This is a genomic window from Saccharopolyspora sp. NPDC050642 (genome assembly GCF_040654735.1).
Lineage (GTDB): Bacteria > Actinomycetota > Actinomycetes > Mycobacteriales > Pseudonocardiaceae > Saccharopolyspora > Saccharopolyspora elongata.
Map to the genome: position 1 here is coordinate 345307 of NZ_JBFAIN010000006.1, position 16565 is coordinate 361871.

Here is a 16565-nt window from a genome sequence, read left to right on the forward strand (position 1 = left end):
GAGCTCAGGGCGTGTCCAGTTCGCTGTCGAGGATGTCGAACATCTCGCCGATGTCGGCGGATTCGAGGTCGCGGACCCCCTCGCCGTCCACATCGGACTCCGCAGCGGCGGCCCCCAGGCTCCCGGCCAGGTCGGCGAGGCGCGCCGCGATCGCGCGGCGCTCCTCCGGGCCGTAGGAGCCGTCGGCCAACGCCTTCTCCAGTCCGTCGATCTCCAGCAGGGCCTTGTCGGCCGGGGCGGGGTCGTCCCCGACGAGCCGCGTGCGGAGGAAGGCCACGAGCTCGGTGGTGGTCGGGTAGTCGAACACCACCGTGGCCGGCAGCCGCTGGCCGATCACGGCCCCGAGTCCGTTGCGCAGCTGCACCGCGGTCACCGAGTCCAGGCCCATGGCGAGGAACGTCTGCCCGGGGTCCACGGACTCCGGCGACGGATGCCCGAGCACCTCGGCGACCTGCGTGCGGACCGACTCCAGCAGCAGCCGGTCCTGCTCGTGCCGCGAGGCGGACGCCAGCCGTTGCGGCAGCGACGCCGGTTCCTCCCCGCCGCGGGCGTCGTCCGCGGCGGTGCGGCTCATCGCCTCGATCGCCTGCCGCGCCTCCGGCAGCTCGTCCAGCAGCGGGCGCCTGCGGGCCAGGGTGAAGCCGGTGACGAAGTGCTCCCAATCCATGTCCGCGACCGTCACCAGCGTCTCGTCGACGTCGAGGGTCTGCTGCAACGCCGTGATCAGCAGTTCCGGCGCCATGACGTGGACGCCCCAGCGGCGCAGCGTCTCGTCCGCCGCCTCCTGCATCGTCGAACCGGCTTCGGCCCACGCACCCCACGGAAGCCCGCGGCGGCGCAAGGTGTCCTCAGCGGCGTCGCGGACCGCCATGCCGTCCCCGGCCCAGCCGCCCCAGGCGATCGCGGTCGCGGGCAGGCCGCGAGCTCGGCGGTGCTGCGCGAGCGCCTCCAAGTACGTGTTCGCCGCGCCGTAGCTGCCGTGGCGCCCGACGCCCCAGGTCGCGGTGATCGCGGAGAACAGGACGAACGCGTCCAGGTCCAGATCCTCGGTCAGCTCGTGCAGATGCCGCGCGCCAACGGCCTTCGCCTCCGCGATCTCTGCGAAGTCGGCAGGACTCGTGTCGGGCAGCGACTGCAACCGGCCGATTCCGGCCGCGTGCACGACCGCCGACAGCGGTCGTTCCGCCGGGATCGAGGCCAGTACTCCGCGCAGCGCCTCCCGGTCCCGCACGTCGCAGGCCACCACGGTGACCTCGGCGCCGAGCGCCTCCAGTTCGGCGACCCGCTCGGCCATGCCGGGCGCAGCATCGCCGCGGCGGCCGAGCAGCACGAGGTGACCGGCACCGCTGCGGGCGAGCCAGCGGGCGACGTGCCCGGCCTGCACGCCGGTGCCGCCCGTGATCAGCACGGTTCCGCCCGGCCGGGGGCGCCAGGCACGAGTTCCGGTCCGCTCGCCGAGCCGGGCCCGGGTCAGGCGGCGCACGAACGCCCCCGAGTCGCGGATCGCGATGTGGTCCTCGTCGTCGGCCGCGCCCAGCACCCCGGCCAGCTGCCCGAGCACGCCGTCGTCCGGTTCCGGCGGTAGGTCGACCAATCCTCCCCACCGCTCGGGGTGTTCCAGGCCGACGACCCGGCCCAGGCCCCAGGTCAACGCCTGCAGCGGGCGAACCAGCGGATCCGAGGCACCGGTCGAGACCGCTCCCCGGGTCAGCAGCCAGAGCGGCGCGCCCACCTCCGCGTCGCCGAGGGCCTGGATGAGCGCCAGCGTCCCGGTGGTTCCCGCGGGGACACCCGGGTGCTCCGGGTCGGCGGTCTCGTCCAACGCGAGCAGCGACACCACGCCGGAAACGTCCGACGGCCGCAGCCCGGCGTCGGCGAGCGTGGTGCGGAGCCGGTCGAGCAGTTCGCCGCGCCGCATCCCGGCAGGCATCCCGAACGGCAGCACGACGGCGCCGCGGTCGGCCAGACCGTCCAGCACCGCGGTCGCCCACTTCTCGTCGGCGTCGCCTTCGGGGGTCAGCGCGAGCCACGTCCCCGACAGTCGGCGGGTCTCGAATTCGGTCGGCTCCCAAGTGATTCGGTAGCGCAGGTCGTCCAGCGCCGAGGCCTCGCGGTCCCGGCGACGCCAGGCGGCCAGCGCCGGCAGCACGTCCTGCAGCGTTCCAGTCGCCTCAACTCCCAGCGTCGCCGCCAACGCCGCGACGTCCCCGCCCTCGACCACGGTCCAGAACCGCTGCTCTGCCGATGACCCGCTGCTCACCGGCGTGGTTCCGGCCTCCGGCTGCTTGTCAGGCCAGTACCGGTGCCGTTGGAAGGGGTACGTCGGCAGGTCCACGTCGCGACGAGCCGATCCCGCGAACGGTGGCTCCCAGTCCACCGGGATGCCGACGACGAAGGCTTCGGCCATGGAGCGGTACAGGTGGCTCAGATCGCCCTTGTCGCGCTGGAGGGTGGCGGCGACGAAGACCTGATCACCCAGGTCGTCGAGGTTCTGCTCCACCGCCGCCGTCAACACGGCGTGCGGGCTGATCTCGACGAATGCGGCATGCCCCCGTCCGGCCAGCGCCTTCACGGCGTCACCGAACCGGACCTGGCGACGCAAGTTCCGGTACCAGTAGCCGCCGTCGAGCTCCGGGCCGTCGAGCCAGCCGACTTCCACCGTGGAGAAGAAGGGGATTCGCGCGGTCGTCGGTTCCGTCGGCGCCAGGGCGCGTTCCAGTTCTTCGGCCAGGGCCTCGACGTGCTGCGAATGGGCCGTGAAGTCGACTCCGGGCACGCGCCAGCGCACCACGCGCTGCGCGGACAGCTCGCGCTCCAGCTCGGTCAGCGCGCCGTCGTCGCCGGAGACGGAGACCGACGCCGGGCCGTTGACCGCCGCTATGGCGAGGCGATCCCCCCACCGGGCGATCATGTCGCGCACCCGGTCGGCCGGCGCCATCACCGACACCATCCCGCCCTTCCCGGCGAGCCGCGCCAGCGCCTGGCTGCGCAAGGCCACCACCCGCGCGCCGTCCTCCAGCGAAAGCGCACCGGCCACGCAGGCGGCGGCGACCTCGCCCTGCGAGTGCCCGACCACCGCGCCCGGTTCGACGCCGTGCGAGCGCCATACCTGCGCCAGCGACACCATCACCGACCACAGCACGGGCTGGACCACGTCGACCCGCGCCAGCGCCTCCTGGTCGTCCAGCACGTCGGCCAGGTCCCAGTCCACCCAGGGCCGCAGCGCCGCGCCGCACTTGTTCATCCATTCCGCGAACACCGGCGAGGAATCGAGCAGTTCCCGGCCCATCCCCACCCAGTGCGAACCCTGTCCGGGGAACACGAACACCGGCGCTGTGTCGACATCACCGGCAACGCCGCGGACCACCTGGGGCGCCGGCTCGCCATCGGCGAGCGCCGCCAGCCCGGCGAGCAGGTCCGCGCGTTCCGTCCCGACGACGACCGCCCGGTGCTCGAAGGTGGCCCGGTTCTTCACCAGCGCGGCACCCAGGTCCGCCAGGTCCAGTTCCTCGTCCCGCTCTACCCGGTCCAGCAGCCGCGCCGCCTGCTGGCGCAGCGCGTCCTCGGTCCGGCCGGACAGCACCCACGGCACCGCGGGGAGCGCCTCGCCGGCGGCCTCCTCGGCGTGGGCGGGGGCTTGTTCCAGGATGACGTGGCTGTTGGTGCCGCTGACTCCGAACGATGACACCGCCGCGCGGCGAGGACGGCCCGTCTCCGGCCACTCCTGCTCGTCCACCAGCAACCGCACCGCACCCGAGGACCAGTCCACATGGGACGTTGGCTCGTCCACGTGCAAGGTCTTCGGCAGCAAGCCGTTTTCCATGGCCATGACCATCTTGATCACACCGGCCACACCCGAAGCGGCCTGCGTGTGCGCGATGTTCGACTTCACCGACCCCAACCACAACGGCCACTCCGACGAGCGGCCCTCGCCGTAGGTCGCCAGCAACGCCCCCGCCTCGATCGGATCCCCCAACCGAGTCCCGGTCCCGTGCGCCTCCACCGCATCCACATCCGACGTCGACAGGCCCCCGCTCGCGAGCGCCGCCCGAATCACGCGCTCCTGCGACGGGCCGTTCGGCGCCGTCAAGCCATTCGACGCACCGTTCTGGCTCACCGCGCTGCCGCGGACGACCGCCAGCACCTTCCGGCCATGCCGCACCGCATCCGACAAACGCTCCACCAAGAGCACGCCGACGCCCTCACCCCAACCCGTGCCGTCCGCCGACTCCGCGAACGCCTTGCACCGGCCGTCGACGGAAAGGACGCGCTTGCGGGAGAACTCGACGAAACCCTCGGGCGTCGAGAGCACCGATGCGCCACCGGTGATCGCGAGGTCGCACTCGCCCAACCGCAACGCCTGGCACGCCTGGTGCAACGCCACCAACGACGACGAGCACGCCGTGTCGACCGTGACCGCCGGCCCGTGCAACCCCAGCACGTACGCCAACCGGCCGGACTTCACGCTGGCCGCGTTCCCGGTGATCACATAGCCTTCGCTGCTCGCCGGGATCTCGTCGAAGGCGTACCGGTAGTCCTGGTAGTTGGTGCCGACGAACACGCCGGTGCTGGTTCCACCGAGGCTCGTCGGGTCGATGCCGGCCCGTTCCAGCACCTCCCAGGTCGTCTCCAGGAGCAGCCGCTGCTGCGGATCCATCACCGCGGCCTCCCGAGGCGAGATGCCGAAGAACGCGGCGTCGAATCCGGCTATGTCGTCGAGGAAAACCCCGGCGCGGGTGTACGACTTGCCCGCGTGGTCGGGGTCCGGGTCGTAAAGACCCCCCAGGTCCCAACCCCGATCCGCCGGAAACCCCGTCACCGCATCACGACCGCCGGCGACCAACTCCCACAAGTCCTCCGGCGACGACACGCCACCCCCGTACCGGCACGCCATCCCCACGATCGCGATCGGCTCGTCCAACCGCACCTCTGCGTGCGCCGAAGCGGAGGACTCCGCTCCCGACTGGCCGGTGATGCGCTCGCGCAGGTAGCGGGCGACCGACATCGGGTTGGGGTGGTCGAATAGCAAGGTCGGCGGCAGGGCGATTCCGGTGGCCCGCGAAAGCTCCTGCCGCAGCTCCTCCCTCGCCTCCCGCTTGATCCCCATGTCCCGGAAGGGCTTGCTCTCGGCGATCCGCGAGGGCAGACCGCCGCCTAGCACGGAGACCACCTGCGCTCGCACCAGGTTCAGCAGAATCCTGTCCTGGCGGTCGCCGGTCTCCCCGGCCAGCAGGTCCCGCAACTCGGCCACGGCCGCCGACTGAGTGTTCACCAGATACCTTCCGCAAATGGACTCGGGGACGTTCGGTGGATCCATGTGGGGCGCACCGCCGGCACGCCAGCCCCTGCGAGCTCACCCCGAATTCGGGGAAACGCCACGGAGAACCGGCCGGTCACGCGAGGATTTCCGCTGAAGCGCACGACTTCCTCGCCGCTGCGGTCGCGCCTCCTCCAACGTGTGCGAGTTTGCCGAGGTCGGCGGAACGGGACGCTACGCCCGGCCCGATCCGGCGCACAAGGAAATCGGCCACAAGCTGCCACAGCGCGACGGCACGACTCGCCTCCAGTTCGGAAAAATCATTGCTGCACAACGAAATCGGGATCACGCGGGCGCACTCGGTGCGCGTGCACCCGCGCTCGGCCCCGGCGCTCAGGCCGCGGCCGCGGCCGTCAGGTCGATCGTGTTCGTGCCGCGCTCCAGGGCGTTGATGAGCACGGCCATGTTCCCCATCGGGTGCGCGTTGTCGAACAGCAACTGGTGGAGGGAGCCGATGTCCTCGAACGTTTCGCAGGTGGACAGGCACGGGTTGAGCAGGCCCGCATCGACCAGCCTGACGACGTCGCGGAACTGGCGGGCGTTCGCGCCGTGCGAACCCTGCAGCCGCTTGGAGCGCATCCACAGGTGCCGGAGGTCGATGTCGCCGTTGTAGCCGGTCGTGCCGCCGCAGATCACCACCATGCCGCCGCTGTCGCACAGGTACATGGAGGTGGGCAGGGTGTCCTGCCCGCTGTGCTCGAAGACGATCCGCGGCGACTTCCGCTCCCCGAGGATCTCCCAGATCTTCTTGCCCATGGCCCGCGCGCCCCGCAGGAACTTGGTCATGCCCTCGACGTCGTCCACCGCGGGCAACCGGCCCCAGTGGTCGAACTCGTGCCGGTTGATGACGCCCTTCGCGCCGAGCTTGAGGCAGTACTCGCCGCGGGCCTCGTCGGAGACGACCGCGATCGGGACCCCACCGGCCATCTTGACCAGCTGGATGGCCATGGAGCCCAGGCCGCCGGCCCCGCCCCAGATCAGCACCGGGTCACCGGGCTGCACCGTGTTGCCGTGCCAGCCGAAGAGCTGCCGGTAGGCGGTGGAGCCGCAGAGCATGAAGCTGGCGGACTCCTCCCACGACACGTCCTTGGGCTTCGGGTGGCACTGGTAGTCGTTCACCAAGCAGAACTGCGCGAAGGAACCGTAGTTGGTCTCGTACCCCCACGCACGACCGCTGTTGGACGTCGCCACGTCCGCGCCCAACCGGATGTCCTCGTCCTTCTCGTCGTACTGCCCGCCGGAGAGCACCACGTGGTCGCCGACCTTGACGTGCCGCACGCCCTCGCCGACCGCCCACACCACACCCGCGCCGTCGGTGCCGCCGATGTGGAAGTCCTCCGGCTGCCCGAGGCGCTGCCGCATGCCGATGACGTCCACCGGCAGGCCCAGCGCCGCCCACACGTTGTTGTAGTTGATCCCGGCCGCCATCACGTACACCAGGACCTCGCCGGGGCCCACCCGCGGCACGTCGACGACCTCGATCTGGAACGCCTGCTTCGGCGGTCCGAACCGGTCCTGGCGGATCACCGACGCGTACATCCGCTCGGGGACCTCGCCCAGCGGCGGCACCTCACCGATCTCGTAGAGCGACTTCGTCATGGCTTTCTCCTCAATTGCCACTCGCGTCGGCCGGGGCCGACAGGTGTCGTAGTTGCTTCCTGATCTCCTCGATCACCTCGGATTGGCTCTCCGCCAGGTAGAAGTGGCCGCCGGCGAAGACCTTCGCCTCGAACGCGGCGCTCGTGTGCCTGCCCCAGGCGCGCGCCTCGTCGACCGTGGTGAGCGGGTCGGCGTCGCCGACGAGGGCCGTGATCGGGCACCCCACCACCGACTCCGGATCGGCCAGGTAGGTCTCGACCGCCTGGAAGTCGCCGCGGATGGCGGGCAGCACCAGGCGGAGCATCTCGTCATCGCCCAGCAGGTCCGGGGATGTTCCGCTCAGCGACTTCAGCTCCGCGATGACGTCGTCGTCGGGTTTGAGGTGCACGTTCCGCTCGACGTACTTCTTCGACGGCGCCCTCCGCCCGGAGAGCAGCAACGCCCGCGGCCCGTTGCGATCGCGTGCTTCCAGGCGCTGCGCCACCTCGAAGGCGAGCACCGCGCCCATGCTGTGGCCGAGGTAGACCGGCGGCGGGCCCGGCAGCGCCGCCAGTTCGGTCGCGATCCGGTCGGCCAGCTCGCCGATCTCGGTGATCACCGGCTCCCGGTAGCGGTCCTGCCGCCCGGGGTACTGGATGGCCAGCACGTCGACCTCCGGCGCCAGCCGCATCGAGAGGGGCCGGAAGAACGACGCCGAGCCGCCCGCGTGCGGAAAGCAGATCAACCTGGTGGCTCCGCCGGATTCCGCGTCGAAGCACCGGATCCATTTGCCACCTTCGGTCACGGCCGTGCTCATGCGTTGGTGCCTCCCAGTTCGGCCATCACGGCGGATTTCGACCCGGCGACTACCCACCCGCAGGGCGTGGTCGTCGTCGCGGGGCTGCTGATCTCGGCGGGTGCGGCCGACTCGCACGGCGACGCCGGCGCTGGCGCATCTCGACGCTAGGAGGAACGTGATCCGCCGCACAAGCTTGCGGCCACAAGCTGCCACGGGTTCCACCGCGCACCTGCCGACCAGCGCGAGCACGGCTGTTTTCCCCAGAACCACAACGGGATTCGGCATCGATCGTCAGCCGGAGCGACCGGGGTCGCCGACGTGCCATCCACTTTGGAAGCGAGTGGCAATGGCCCGGCCGCACCCTCGGCGGCGGGGCATCCGCGGCGATGAGCGATCCTCGCGGCGCTGTGCGCTGCGCTCGTCATGACTGCGTAGTCCACGTGGTGGTCGCGCGGGGCGATGGGGGGCGAGCGCCGTGCTGGTCATGCCCGCCACCTTGGCGATCTTGGTGCAGGTCTTCCCGGCCGGCGAGCGGCCGAAGGCGTTCGGGACGTGGGCCGCGGTAGGCCGGTCGGCGAGCAGCTCGCCGACGCCGCGCGGAATCACCGCCTGAATTCAACCGCCAGCAGGGTGATCGGGCATTTCCTTTTTCAATACAATTACCCCACTACTTTCCCCATTCCGAATCACCGCGGGAACACACCTTATCACAGAAACGCCGACGGCGCTTCCCAATTTCATTCACACTTATTCCCATCGCCAGACGACCCAACAATCCGGCAACCGTTCCACCCGCCCGAAACCGCAAAACTCCCACAGGAGCCGACAAAGCCGCGAACTGTGCCGAATGGACTCCCGCGACCTGAACAATGAAAGGAATCGCATTACTACGAATGGATCTACCTTGATAGTTGATCACCGTGTTGGAGTATCGTTATGCTGAGAATCTATTTCACCCCCAAAGATGTCCTCCGCATCCGCGTGGCGGAACAGCCCGATCCGATGTGGGAACTCGCGCTCAGCTTGCACGTCCTCCGCGGACACGTCACCTGGCCGACGCAACTCGCGTGGCGGGGCTGGGCGCGACACAGGTTACGCGACACGGGATTATCCACCCGAATGCATCTTGTGTCCTCGCTGGTTCCCGTCAAGGGGAACTTCCCGGATTTCCTCACCCCGGTCACCGCCGGGCCGGACTTCGAGGCCGGCCTCGAAAGCATCCTGTCCGCCGGGCAGACCCGACTCAGCAACGACCTTTCCGCGGCTTTCGCGCAGCAGAGCGCGCCGCCTTGGATCCGCAAGCTGTCCGACGGCGACCGGGCCGCGCTCAACAAGCTCTGCGACACCCTCCGGGACTATTTCAACACCGCCATCCGCCCGCACTGGCCGAAGGTCCACCACCAGGTCACCGAAGACCACGTGCTGCGGACACGTCACCTCACGACCGGGGGCGCCGAGAAGCTGTTCAACTCGCTCCCGGCCCCCATCAAATGGCGCTGGCCGGTCCTGGAGACGAACTACCCGGAGAACCGGACGCTGCACCTCGACGGCCGCGGCCTGACGCTGATCCCGTCGTACTTCTGCTTCGGCAACCCGATCACCTTCATCGACCCGGGGCTCCCGCCCGTGCTCGTCTACCCCGCCCACAAGGCGGCGAACGGCGTGCGCCCCGGCGGTGGCAGGGAGAACGCGTCGAAGCGGCTGGCCGCCCTGCTCGGGCACACGCGCGCGCAGGTCCTGCTGGCGTTGCAGACGCCCAGTTCGACCTCCGGTCTCGCCCGGCAGATCGACGCGTCGCTGGCTTCCGCCAGCCAGCACACCACCATCCTGCGCGAGGCCGGCCTGATCACTTCGACCCGGCTGGGCAAGGCGGTCCTGCACAGCCTCACCCCGCTCGGGCGGGAACTCGTCGGCACCAACGACCAGCCCAGCGCGGTCGCGCCGGGTGATCACCGGGGAGCCAGCCGCCCGGGGCCCAGGCGGTTGCCGCACCTCGCCGACTCGGCCGGGTAAGGCGGGCGGCAGGCACGGGTCCTCTCGACGAGCGCTCCGAGTGGTGGCGCCCGCCGAACGGGCCTGGCCCCGCTGAGCGGCCGGCCGCCGCGATCAGCGGTCGAGGTCTTCCCACTCCAGCTCCAGATCCGCTTCCAACTCCTCGATGTCGTGCTGGTCGAGCCGGAGCAGGGGCAGGTCCGACGGAGTGCGTCCGCCCGTGCCGGGCCGATCGACGTGGGCGACGAGTCCATTCAGGACCGCCAACCAGTCCTGCGCCAGGTCGTGCACCGCTTCACGGCTGGTAACGGCGGTGTGCCAGGACCACGTCGCGCTCAACCACGGACCGTCGGCACCGTCCTCCACAACCGCATTGATCTCGATGCCATGCCCCACGCCCAACGCCGGATCGGCACCACCACCGAGCGTATCGGCCTCCGGGGCCCAACCCCACTCACCACCGGCGGACGCGCCGAAACGCCCCAGGTAGTTGAACGCGATCTGCGGACGCGCGAGCCTCGCGAGCTCCGGCGCGGTATCCGGGTTGAGATACCGCAGCAGCCCATAGCCCAGCCCGTGATCAGGAATCACCCGAAGCTGCTCCTTTACCTGCTTCAACACCGTCCCCAAACCCGGACCTCCGGAGGTGACCTCCCGCCAGTCCAGGGCGACGGGATCCAGCAACACCGGGTGCAACGTGGTGAACCAACCCACCGTCCGCGTCAGATCGACCCCCGGGACAACCTCCTCATACCGACCGTGCCCCTCCACATCGACCAACACACCACCCGGCGTACCCGCGCAATGCCGCACGGCCAGCACCAACGCCGTCAGCAACACATCATCGACACCGGCGAAGAACGCCGCAGGAACCCTCGCCAACAACGCCGCCGTCCGCTCCACCGACAGCGACACCGTCAACGACTGCGTCCCTGCAACCGCGTCCCCGTTCTCAACATCGCGATCGGTCACACGCACACCGGGATGAGCCAGAACCTCTTGCCACACCGACAGCTCCGACGCCCGCGATTCCGCCAGCTCCCCCAACAGACCGGCCCACTGGCGAAACGACGTACCCACCGGCTGCAACTCGACGGACCGCCCCGAGAGCAGCGCATGGCACGCCTCCCCCAGATCCGACACCAGCACCCGCCACGACACCCCATCGACCACCACATGGTGAGCCACCACCAGCAACCGGCCAGACCGCGAACCACCGCCGTCCAACCAGACCGCCCGGAGCATCACGCCTCGCGCGGGATCCAAACCAGCCGCAGCGACCTCGCCCCGCCCGGCGAGCGCCGAAGCCCAGTCCACGGCTTCGGGCACCACTACCCGCTCCACCAGATCAGCGACATCCACCGACCCCGCCGGCGGCACGACCAGGCCCCGCTCACCCAACCGGGCCCGCAACAGATCATGCCGATCCACCACCGCTCCGACGGCACCCATCAACACGTCCAGCGACAAGCTCGCCGGAACCTCCAGCACCACCGACTGGTAGAAGACCGACCCCAGCCCACCCCGCTCGCCCAGCCAGCACATCACCGGCGTCAACGCCACATCCCCGATCCCGGAAGCCACCGAGGCAGACACCGAACCCGATGACGCCACGACCGCCAGTGCCGCAGGTGTCCCGCACTCGAACACCTGACGAGGACTCAGAACCAGACCGGCCCTGCGCAATCTGGCGACCAGCTGCATCGAGGCGATGCTGTCCCCGCCCAACTGGAAGAAACCGTCCTCCGCGCCGACCTCGGCGACCCCCAACACCTCGGCGAACGTCTCGCACAGAAGCCGCTCCCGATCGGTGCGAGGACCGCGGCTGGGCCCGGTGGTCACCGCCGGCGCGGGCAAGGCCTGCCGATCGAGTTTCCCGTTGGGATTCAGCGGGAAGCTCTCCAGCACCACCACTGCGGACGGCACCATGTAGTCGGGCAGGGCCCTGGCGACGTGATCCCGCAGCACACCCGGCTCGCAGTCGTCGCCGGTCGGCACCACGTAGGCCACCAACCGCTTCTCCCCCGGCCGGTCCTGCCGGACCACCACCGCGCTGCGAGCCACGTGCGGGTGGGTCGTCAGCACTGCCTCGATCTCGCCCGGCTCGATCCGGATACCGCGGACCTTCACCTGGTCGTCGACCCGGCCGACGAACTCCAGCTCGCCATCCCGGTTCCAGCGCACCAGGTCACCGGTCCGGTACAGCCGGCTGCCCGCAGGGCCGTACGGATCCGCGACGAACCGCTGGCCGGTCAACCCGGCCCGCTCCCAGTAGCCCCGCGCCAACCCGCTGCCCGCGATGTACAGCTCCCCCACCACGCCAGGGGCGACCAGCCTCAGCTCGGGATCCAGCACGTGCACCCGCGTGTTGGGCACCGGCCTTCCGATCGGCGGGGCGCCGTCCAGGTCGTCGTCGGAGGACCAGATCGTCGAGTACACCACCGTCTCGGTAGGACCGTAGATGTTGGCCACCCGGCAGCCGGGGAAGACCGCGCGGATGCCGTCGTACAACTCGGGTGGAACCGGCTCCCCGCCGAGCACGACCGTGTCCACTCCCGGACGCCGCTCCTGCTCCTGGATGACCCTGGCGAACACCGACGGCACGCCGCTGACCAGCCCGCCACGCGGTGGGCCGTCCGCCAGGGCCAGGAGGTCGGGGACCACCTCGACCACGCCACCGACCATCAGCGGTACGAGGATCTCGAACACGGAGAAGTCGAAGCCGAGCGAAGTCGCCGCCAGCACCCGGCCCAGGCTGTCCACGCCGATCGTTTCCCGAACGCACGCGACCAGGTCGACGACGTTGGCGTGCGCGACCATGACGGCCTTGGGCCGCCCGGTGGAGCCCGAGGTGTACATCACGTAGGCGATGTTCTCCGGATGCGGCGTCGATCGGCCCGGCGCGGCTGCCCCGGCGCGGCCCCCGAAGGTGGCTGGATCGTCGAGCAGCACGGTCGCCACGTCGGCACGCATCCCGCCGGAGCCGTTGGTGATCAGCAGCGCCGGCTTGGCGTCCGCGAGCACGAAGTCGATCCGCTCAGCGGGGTGGTCCAGATCGATCGGCAGATAGGCGCCGCCGGATTCGAGCACCGCCAACATCGACACGACCATGTCGATCGACCTCGGGAGCGCCAGCGCGACCACGGATTCCGGCCCGACCCCGAGCTCCACGAGCAGGCCGGCGAGCCGGTTCGCCCGGTCGTCGAGCTCCGCGTACGTCACCGATTCGCCGCCGCAGACGACCGCCACCGCGTCGGGTGTCCGCTCGACCTGGGTCCGGAACAGCTCCGGCAGCACGGTCTCCTGGGTGCCGGTCTGGCGCCCGTTCCACTCGTCGAGTAGTTGGCGTTCTTCGCTGGAGAGGAGGTCGAGCCGGCCCACCGGCCGGTCGGGATCTGCGATGATCGCTTCCAGGACGCGTTGGAGCCGGGCGGCCTGCGCCTCGACCGTGGCGTGGTCGAAGACATCGGGCCGGTAGCCCAGGCGCAGGCGCAGGCGCTCCCCCGGGATCGCCACCAGGTTCAGCGCGTAGTGGGTGGCGTCCCAACCGGACACCGACCCCACCTGGAGCTCGGATTCCGGGTCGATCGCCTCGTCGGCGTCGAGCGGGTAGTTCTCGTAGACGGTGGCGGTGTCGAACAGTTCCCCGGTGCCGGCCTGCCGCTGGATGTCGGCCAAGCCGAGATGCTGGTGATCCAACAACCTGGCCTGCTCCTCCTGGAACCGGACCAGCATGTCCACGACGGACTCAGACGGATCCAACCGGACCCGGACCGGAATCGTGTTGATGAACAGGCCCACCATCGACTCCACCCCCGGAAGCTCCGGAGGACGACCGGACACAGTGGACCCGAACACCACATCCCCACGACCGGTCCACCGACTCAGCAACAACCCCCACGCACCCTGCACCACCGTGTTCAGCGTCAACCCACGCTCCCGAGCCCACTCCACCAGGTCGGCCGTCAGCCCTTCCGGAACATCCAGCACGAACCGTTGTGGCACGACCGGACCTCGATCCCCGGGGCCGAGCAGGAGCGGCTGAACGCCTTCCAGCGCCTCGGCCCACGCGCCCAGCGCCGCGTCACGATCACGATTGGCCAGCCACGCGAGGAAATCCCGGTACGCCCCCGGAGCCGGCACCCCGGACCCATCCGCCCGCGCCCGGTACAGGGCGAACAGCTCGCGCACCAGAAGCGGCATCGACCAGCCGTCCAGCACGAGGTGGTGGTTGGTCACGACGAGCCGGGAACGCCCTTCTCCCAGCCGTACCAAGATCATTCGCAGCAATGGGCCCCGCTGCACGTCGAAGCCGGCCGTCCGGTCCGCTGCCAGCAGCCGAGCCAACTCCGCCTCGCGCTCGGCCTCCTCGCAAGCCGACAGATCCGCCTCGGTCCAGGCGACGGCCGACTCCCGAGGCACCGCCTGAACCGGACGACTCAATCCCTCGTGGACGAAACACGCCCGCAAGTTCGGATACCGCTCCAACAGCGCGTCCCCGGCACGCCTCAACCTGTCCCCATCCACCTCCCCCAGCAGCTCGAACGCCAACTGCACGACGTACACATCCCCCAGGCCGTCGTCGTAGACGGCGTGGAACAGCAGTCCTTCCTGCAACGGCGAGAGCGGAAGGACGTCGGTCACCTCGCCGACCACCTGCTCCACCAGAACGGCCTCAGCCCCGTCGAGCACGACCGAAGCCGAATCGGCTGTCTGCTCGTGCGCACCGTTCTGCTCCTCGGCGACCAAAGCCGCGAGCGCCGCGGGCGTCTTGTGCTCGAAGATCTGCCGCGGGCTGATGACCACCCCGTCCCGGCGGGCGCGGCTGGACAGCTGGATCGACATGATGCTGTCCCCGCCCAGCTTGAAGAAGCTGTCGTCGGCGCCCACCTCCGGCACGCCGAGCACCGCCGCGAACAGCCCGCACAGCAGATCCTCCCCCGGTGTCCGGGGTTCGCGGCCCGACGTGGTGCCGCCGAAGTCCGGGGCCGGTAGCCGCCGCCGGTCCAGCTTCCCGTTGGAATTCAGCGGAAGCCGGTCCACGGCGACGATCGCCGCCGGGACCATGTGCGCGGGCAGCCGCTCCTCGGCGTAGGGCTGCAGCGCCGTGATGACCGCCCCCACCTCGCTCGACGACGCTGGGTCGTTGGCGTACGCCGACCAGGGACGCCCGGCGTCTCCGGTGGATGGGTGCGGTTGGCCGTCGCCCAGGACGTCGCTGCGAACCAGCACGGCATCGAGCTCTTCCGCTGCCCTCGACCACGTGAGCGCTGCGCGGTAGCCGATCTCCGCCGCCAACTCGTCGAATTCCTCGGGGTCCGGCTCGGCACCGGCCACATCCCGCACCAGCTCGGCTCGCGCGGATTCGACGTCCGCGCCGTGCTCGACCGCCCGCACGGCCGCCAGGTCCGTCGTCAGGCGGGCATTGGGAATCCCGGAGACGCTCAGCCGCTCGGGCCGGGTGCTGGAAAGCACCTCGCGCAGACCGGCGAAGTCCCGGACATCGCGCCCCCACCGCAGTTCGAGCGGTTCCGCGACATCACCGGTCGGGCCGACGACATCGGTCGTCTTGCGCAGGACCACGTCGTAGCGGTAGCGGGTGAGCTCGTTGTGGCCCGCACCGCGCTTGATCCGCACATCGATCTCGCCCACGTCCTCGACGACGTCGCGGAACCGCGCGAAGAAGTCGGGCGCGACCAGAAGCTCCCTTTCCTGCAAGATGTTCTGCTCGACCGACCTGCGCAGGACCGACGGCGGCGTCGAGCCGTCCGCCCGGCCGAGCTCGACGGCGGTGGCGAAGCACCTGAGCAGCCGGAGGTTGCGCACGTCCCCGACGAAGACGGCACCGCCCGGGCGGAGGAGCCGCACGGCAGCGGTCAGCACCTCGACCAGGTAGTCGACGCTGGGGAAGTACTGGACCACGGAGTTGATGACGATGGTGTCGAAGAAGTCGGCGGGAAGGTCGTCGAGCACGTGCGCGGGCCGGCACAACAACTCCACGTTCGCGTAGCCGGTATCTCCGTCGAGCCGGTCTCGCAGTGCCTCGACCACCACGGGCGAGAAGTCGGTCGCCCAGTAGGACTCGCACCTCGGCGCCAGCTGCGACATCAGCAGGCCGGTGCCGGCGCCGATCTCCAGGATCCGCTCCGGGGCGAGCGATGCCACCCTCTCCACCGTCGCGTCGCGCCATTCCCGCATCTCGTGCAGCGGGATGGGGAGGCCGTCGTAGCTGCTGTTCCAGCCCGTGAAGTCGGCACCGAACTCGGCGGCGGAACCTTCCCGGTACAGCTCGTCGTAGACCACTCGCCATTCGCCGACCTTCCGGTGGTCCGCCTCGCCAGGCTCCCGCCGGCCGGCGTCGGGGACGACGTAGGCGATGAGCCGCTTGTCGCCGAGTTGGTCTTCGCGGACGACTGCCGCGGCCTGCGCGATCTGCGGGTGGGAGGTCAGGGCGGTCTCGACCTCGCCGAGCTCGATCCGGAAGCCGCGCACCTTCACCTGGTCATCGACCCTGCCGACGAACTCCAGCTCGCCATCCCGGTTCCAGCGCACCAGGTCACCGGTCCGGTACATCCGCTCCCCAGCAGCGAACGGATCCGCGACGAACCGCTGGCCGGTCAACCCGGCTTGACCGAAGTAGCCCCGCGCCAGTCCGGCACCGGCCAGGTGGAGCTCTCCGACCGCGCCTGGTGGGACCAACCGCATTTCGGCATCCAGCACATAAACCCGGGTGTTCGGGATCGGCCGGCCGATCGGCGGCACTCCGACCGGCCGGTCGTCGTCGCAGAACCACGCCGTCGCATAGACCGTCGCCTCGGTCGGCCCGTAAATGTTGGCCACCAAGCAGTCCGGGAACACCGATCTCACCCGGGATAGCAG

7 protein-coding genes are annotated in these 16565 nt (G+C 70.1%); 3 read left to right on the forward strand and 4 right to left on the reverse strand.

Translation table 11 applies throughout. The annotated features are described in order from the left end of the window. Positions 1 to 4 precede the first annotated feature (4 nt). From AB0H93_RS13535 to AB0H93_RS13545, 3 genes are all read right to left on the reverse strand, one after another. On the reverse strand, positions 5 to 5272 hold the full coding sequence (locus tag AB0H93_RS13535) for a type I polyketide synthase (RefSeq protein WP_358571964.1): 5268 nt from the start codon (positions 5270 to 5272) through the stop codon (positions 5 to 7). Positions 5273 to 5650: 378 nt separating this feature from the next. Continuing rightward, on the reverse strand, positions 5651 to 6916 hold the full coding sequence (ccrA, locus tag AB0H93_RS13540) for a crotonyl-CoA carboxylase/reductase (RefSeq protein WP_358571966.1): 1266 nt from the start codon (positions 6914 to 6916) through the stop codon (positions 5651 to 5653). Between the two features lie 10 nt (positions 6917 to 6926). Next, positions 6927 to 7712 (reverse strand): alpha/beta fold hydrolase, encoded by a 786-nt coding sequence (locus tag AB0H93_RS13545; RefSeq protein WP_358571968.1) that lies wholly within the window; start codon positions 7710 to 7712, stop codon positions 6927 to 6929. A gap of 6 nt (positions 7713 to 7718) precedes the next feature. On the opposite strand from AB0H93_RS13545, the gene AB0H93_RS13550 reads away from it, so the two are divergent. From AB0H93_RS13550 to AB0H93_RS13560, 3 genes are all read left to right on the forward strand, one after another. Beyond that, positions 7719 to 7862: a hypothetical protein gene (locus AB0H93_RS13550; protein WP_358571970.1), complete on the forward strand. Its 144-nt coding sequence runs from the start codon at positions 7719 to 7721 to the stop codon at positions 7860 to 7862. 316 nt (positions 7863 to 8178) lie between these two features. Next, positions 8179 to 8307, forward strand: coding sequence for a hypothetical protein (locus AB0H93_RS13555; RefSeq protein ID WP_358571972.1), 129 nt, complete (start codon positions 8179 to 8181; stop codon positions 8305 to 8307). 506 nt (positions 8308 to 8813) lie between these two features. Beyond that, positions 8814 to 9707 (forward strand): winged helix-turn-helix domain-containing protein, encoded by an 894-nt coding sequence (locus tag AB0H93_RS13560; protein ID WP_358571974.1) that lies wholly within the window; start codon positions 8814 to 8816, stop codon positions 9705 to 9707. Between the two features lie 93 nt (positions 9708 to 9800). Here AB0H93_RS13560 and AB0H93_RS13565 read toward each other — a convergent pair whose 3' ends face one another. Then, a complete protein-coding gene (locus AB0H93_RS13565; RefSeq protein ID WP_358571976.1) occupies positions 9801 to 16553 on the reverse strand; it encodes an amino acid adenylation domain-containing protein in 6753 nt (2250 codons plus the stop codon). Positions 16554 to 16565: the final 12 nt, after the last annotated feature.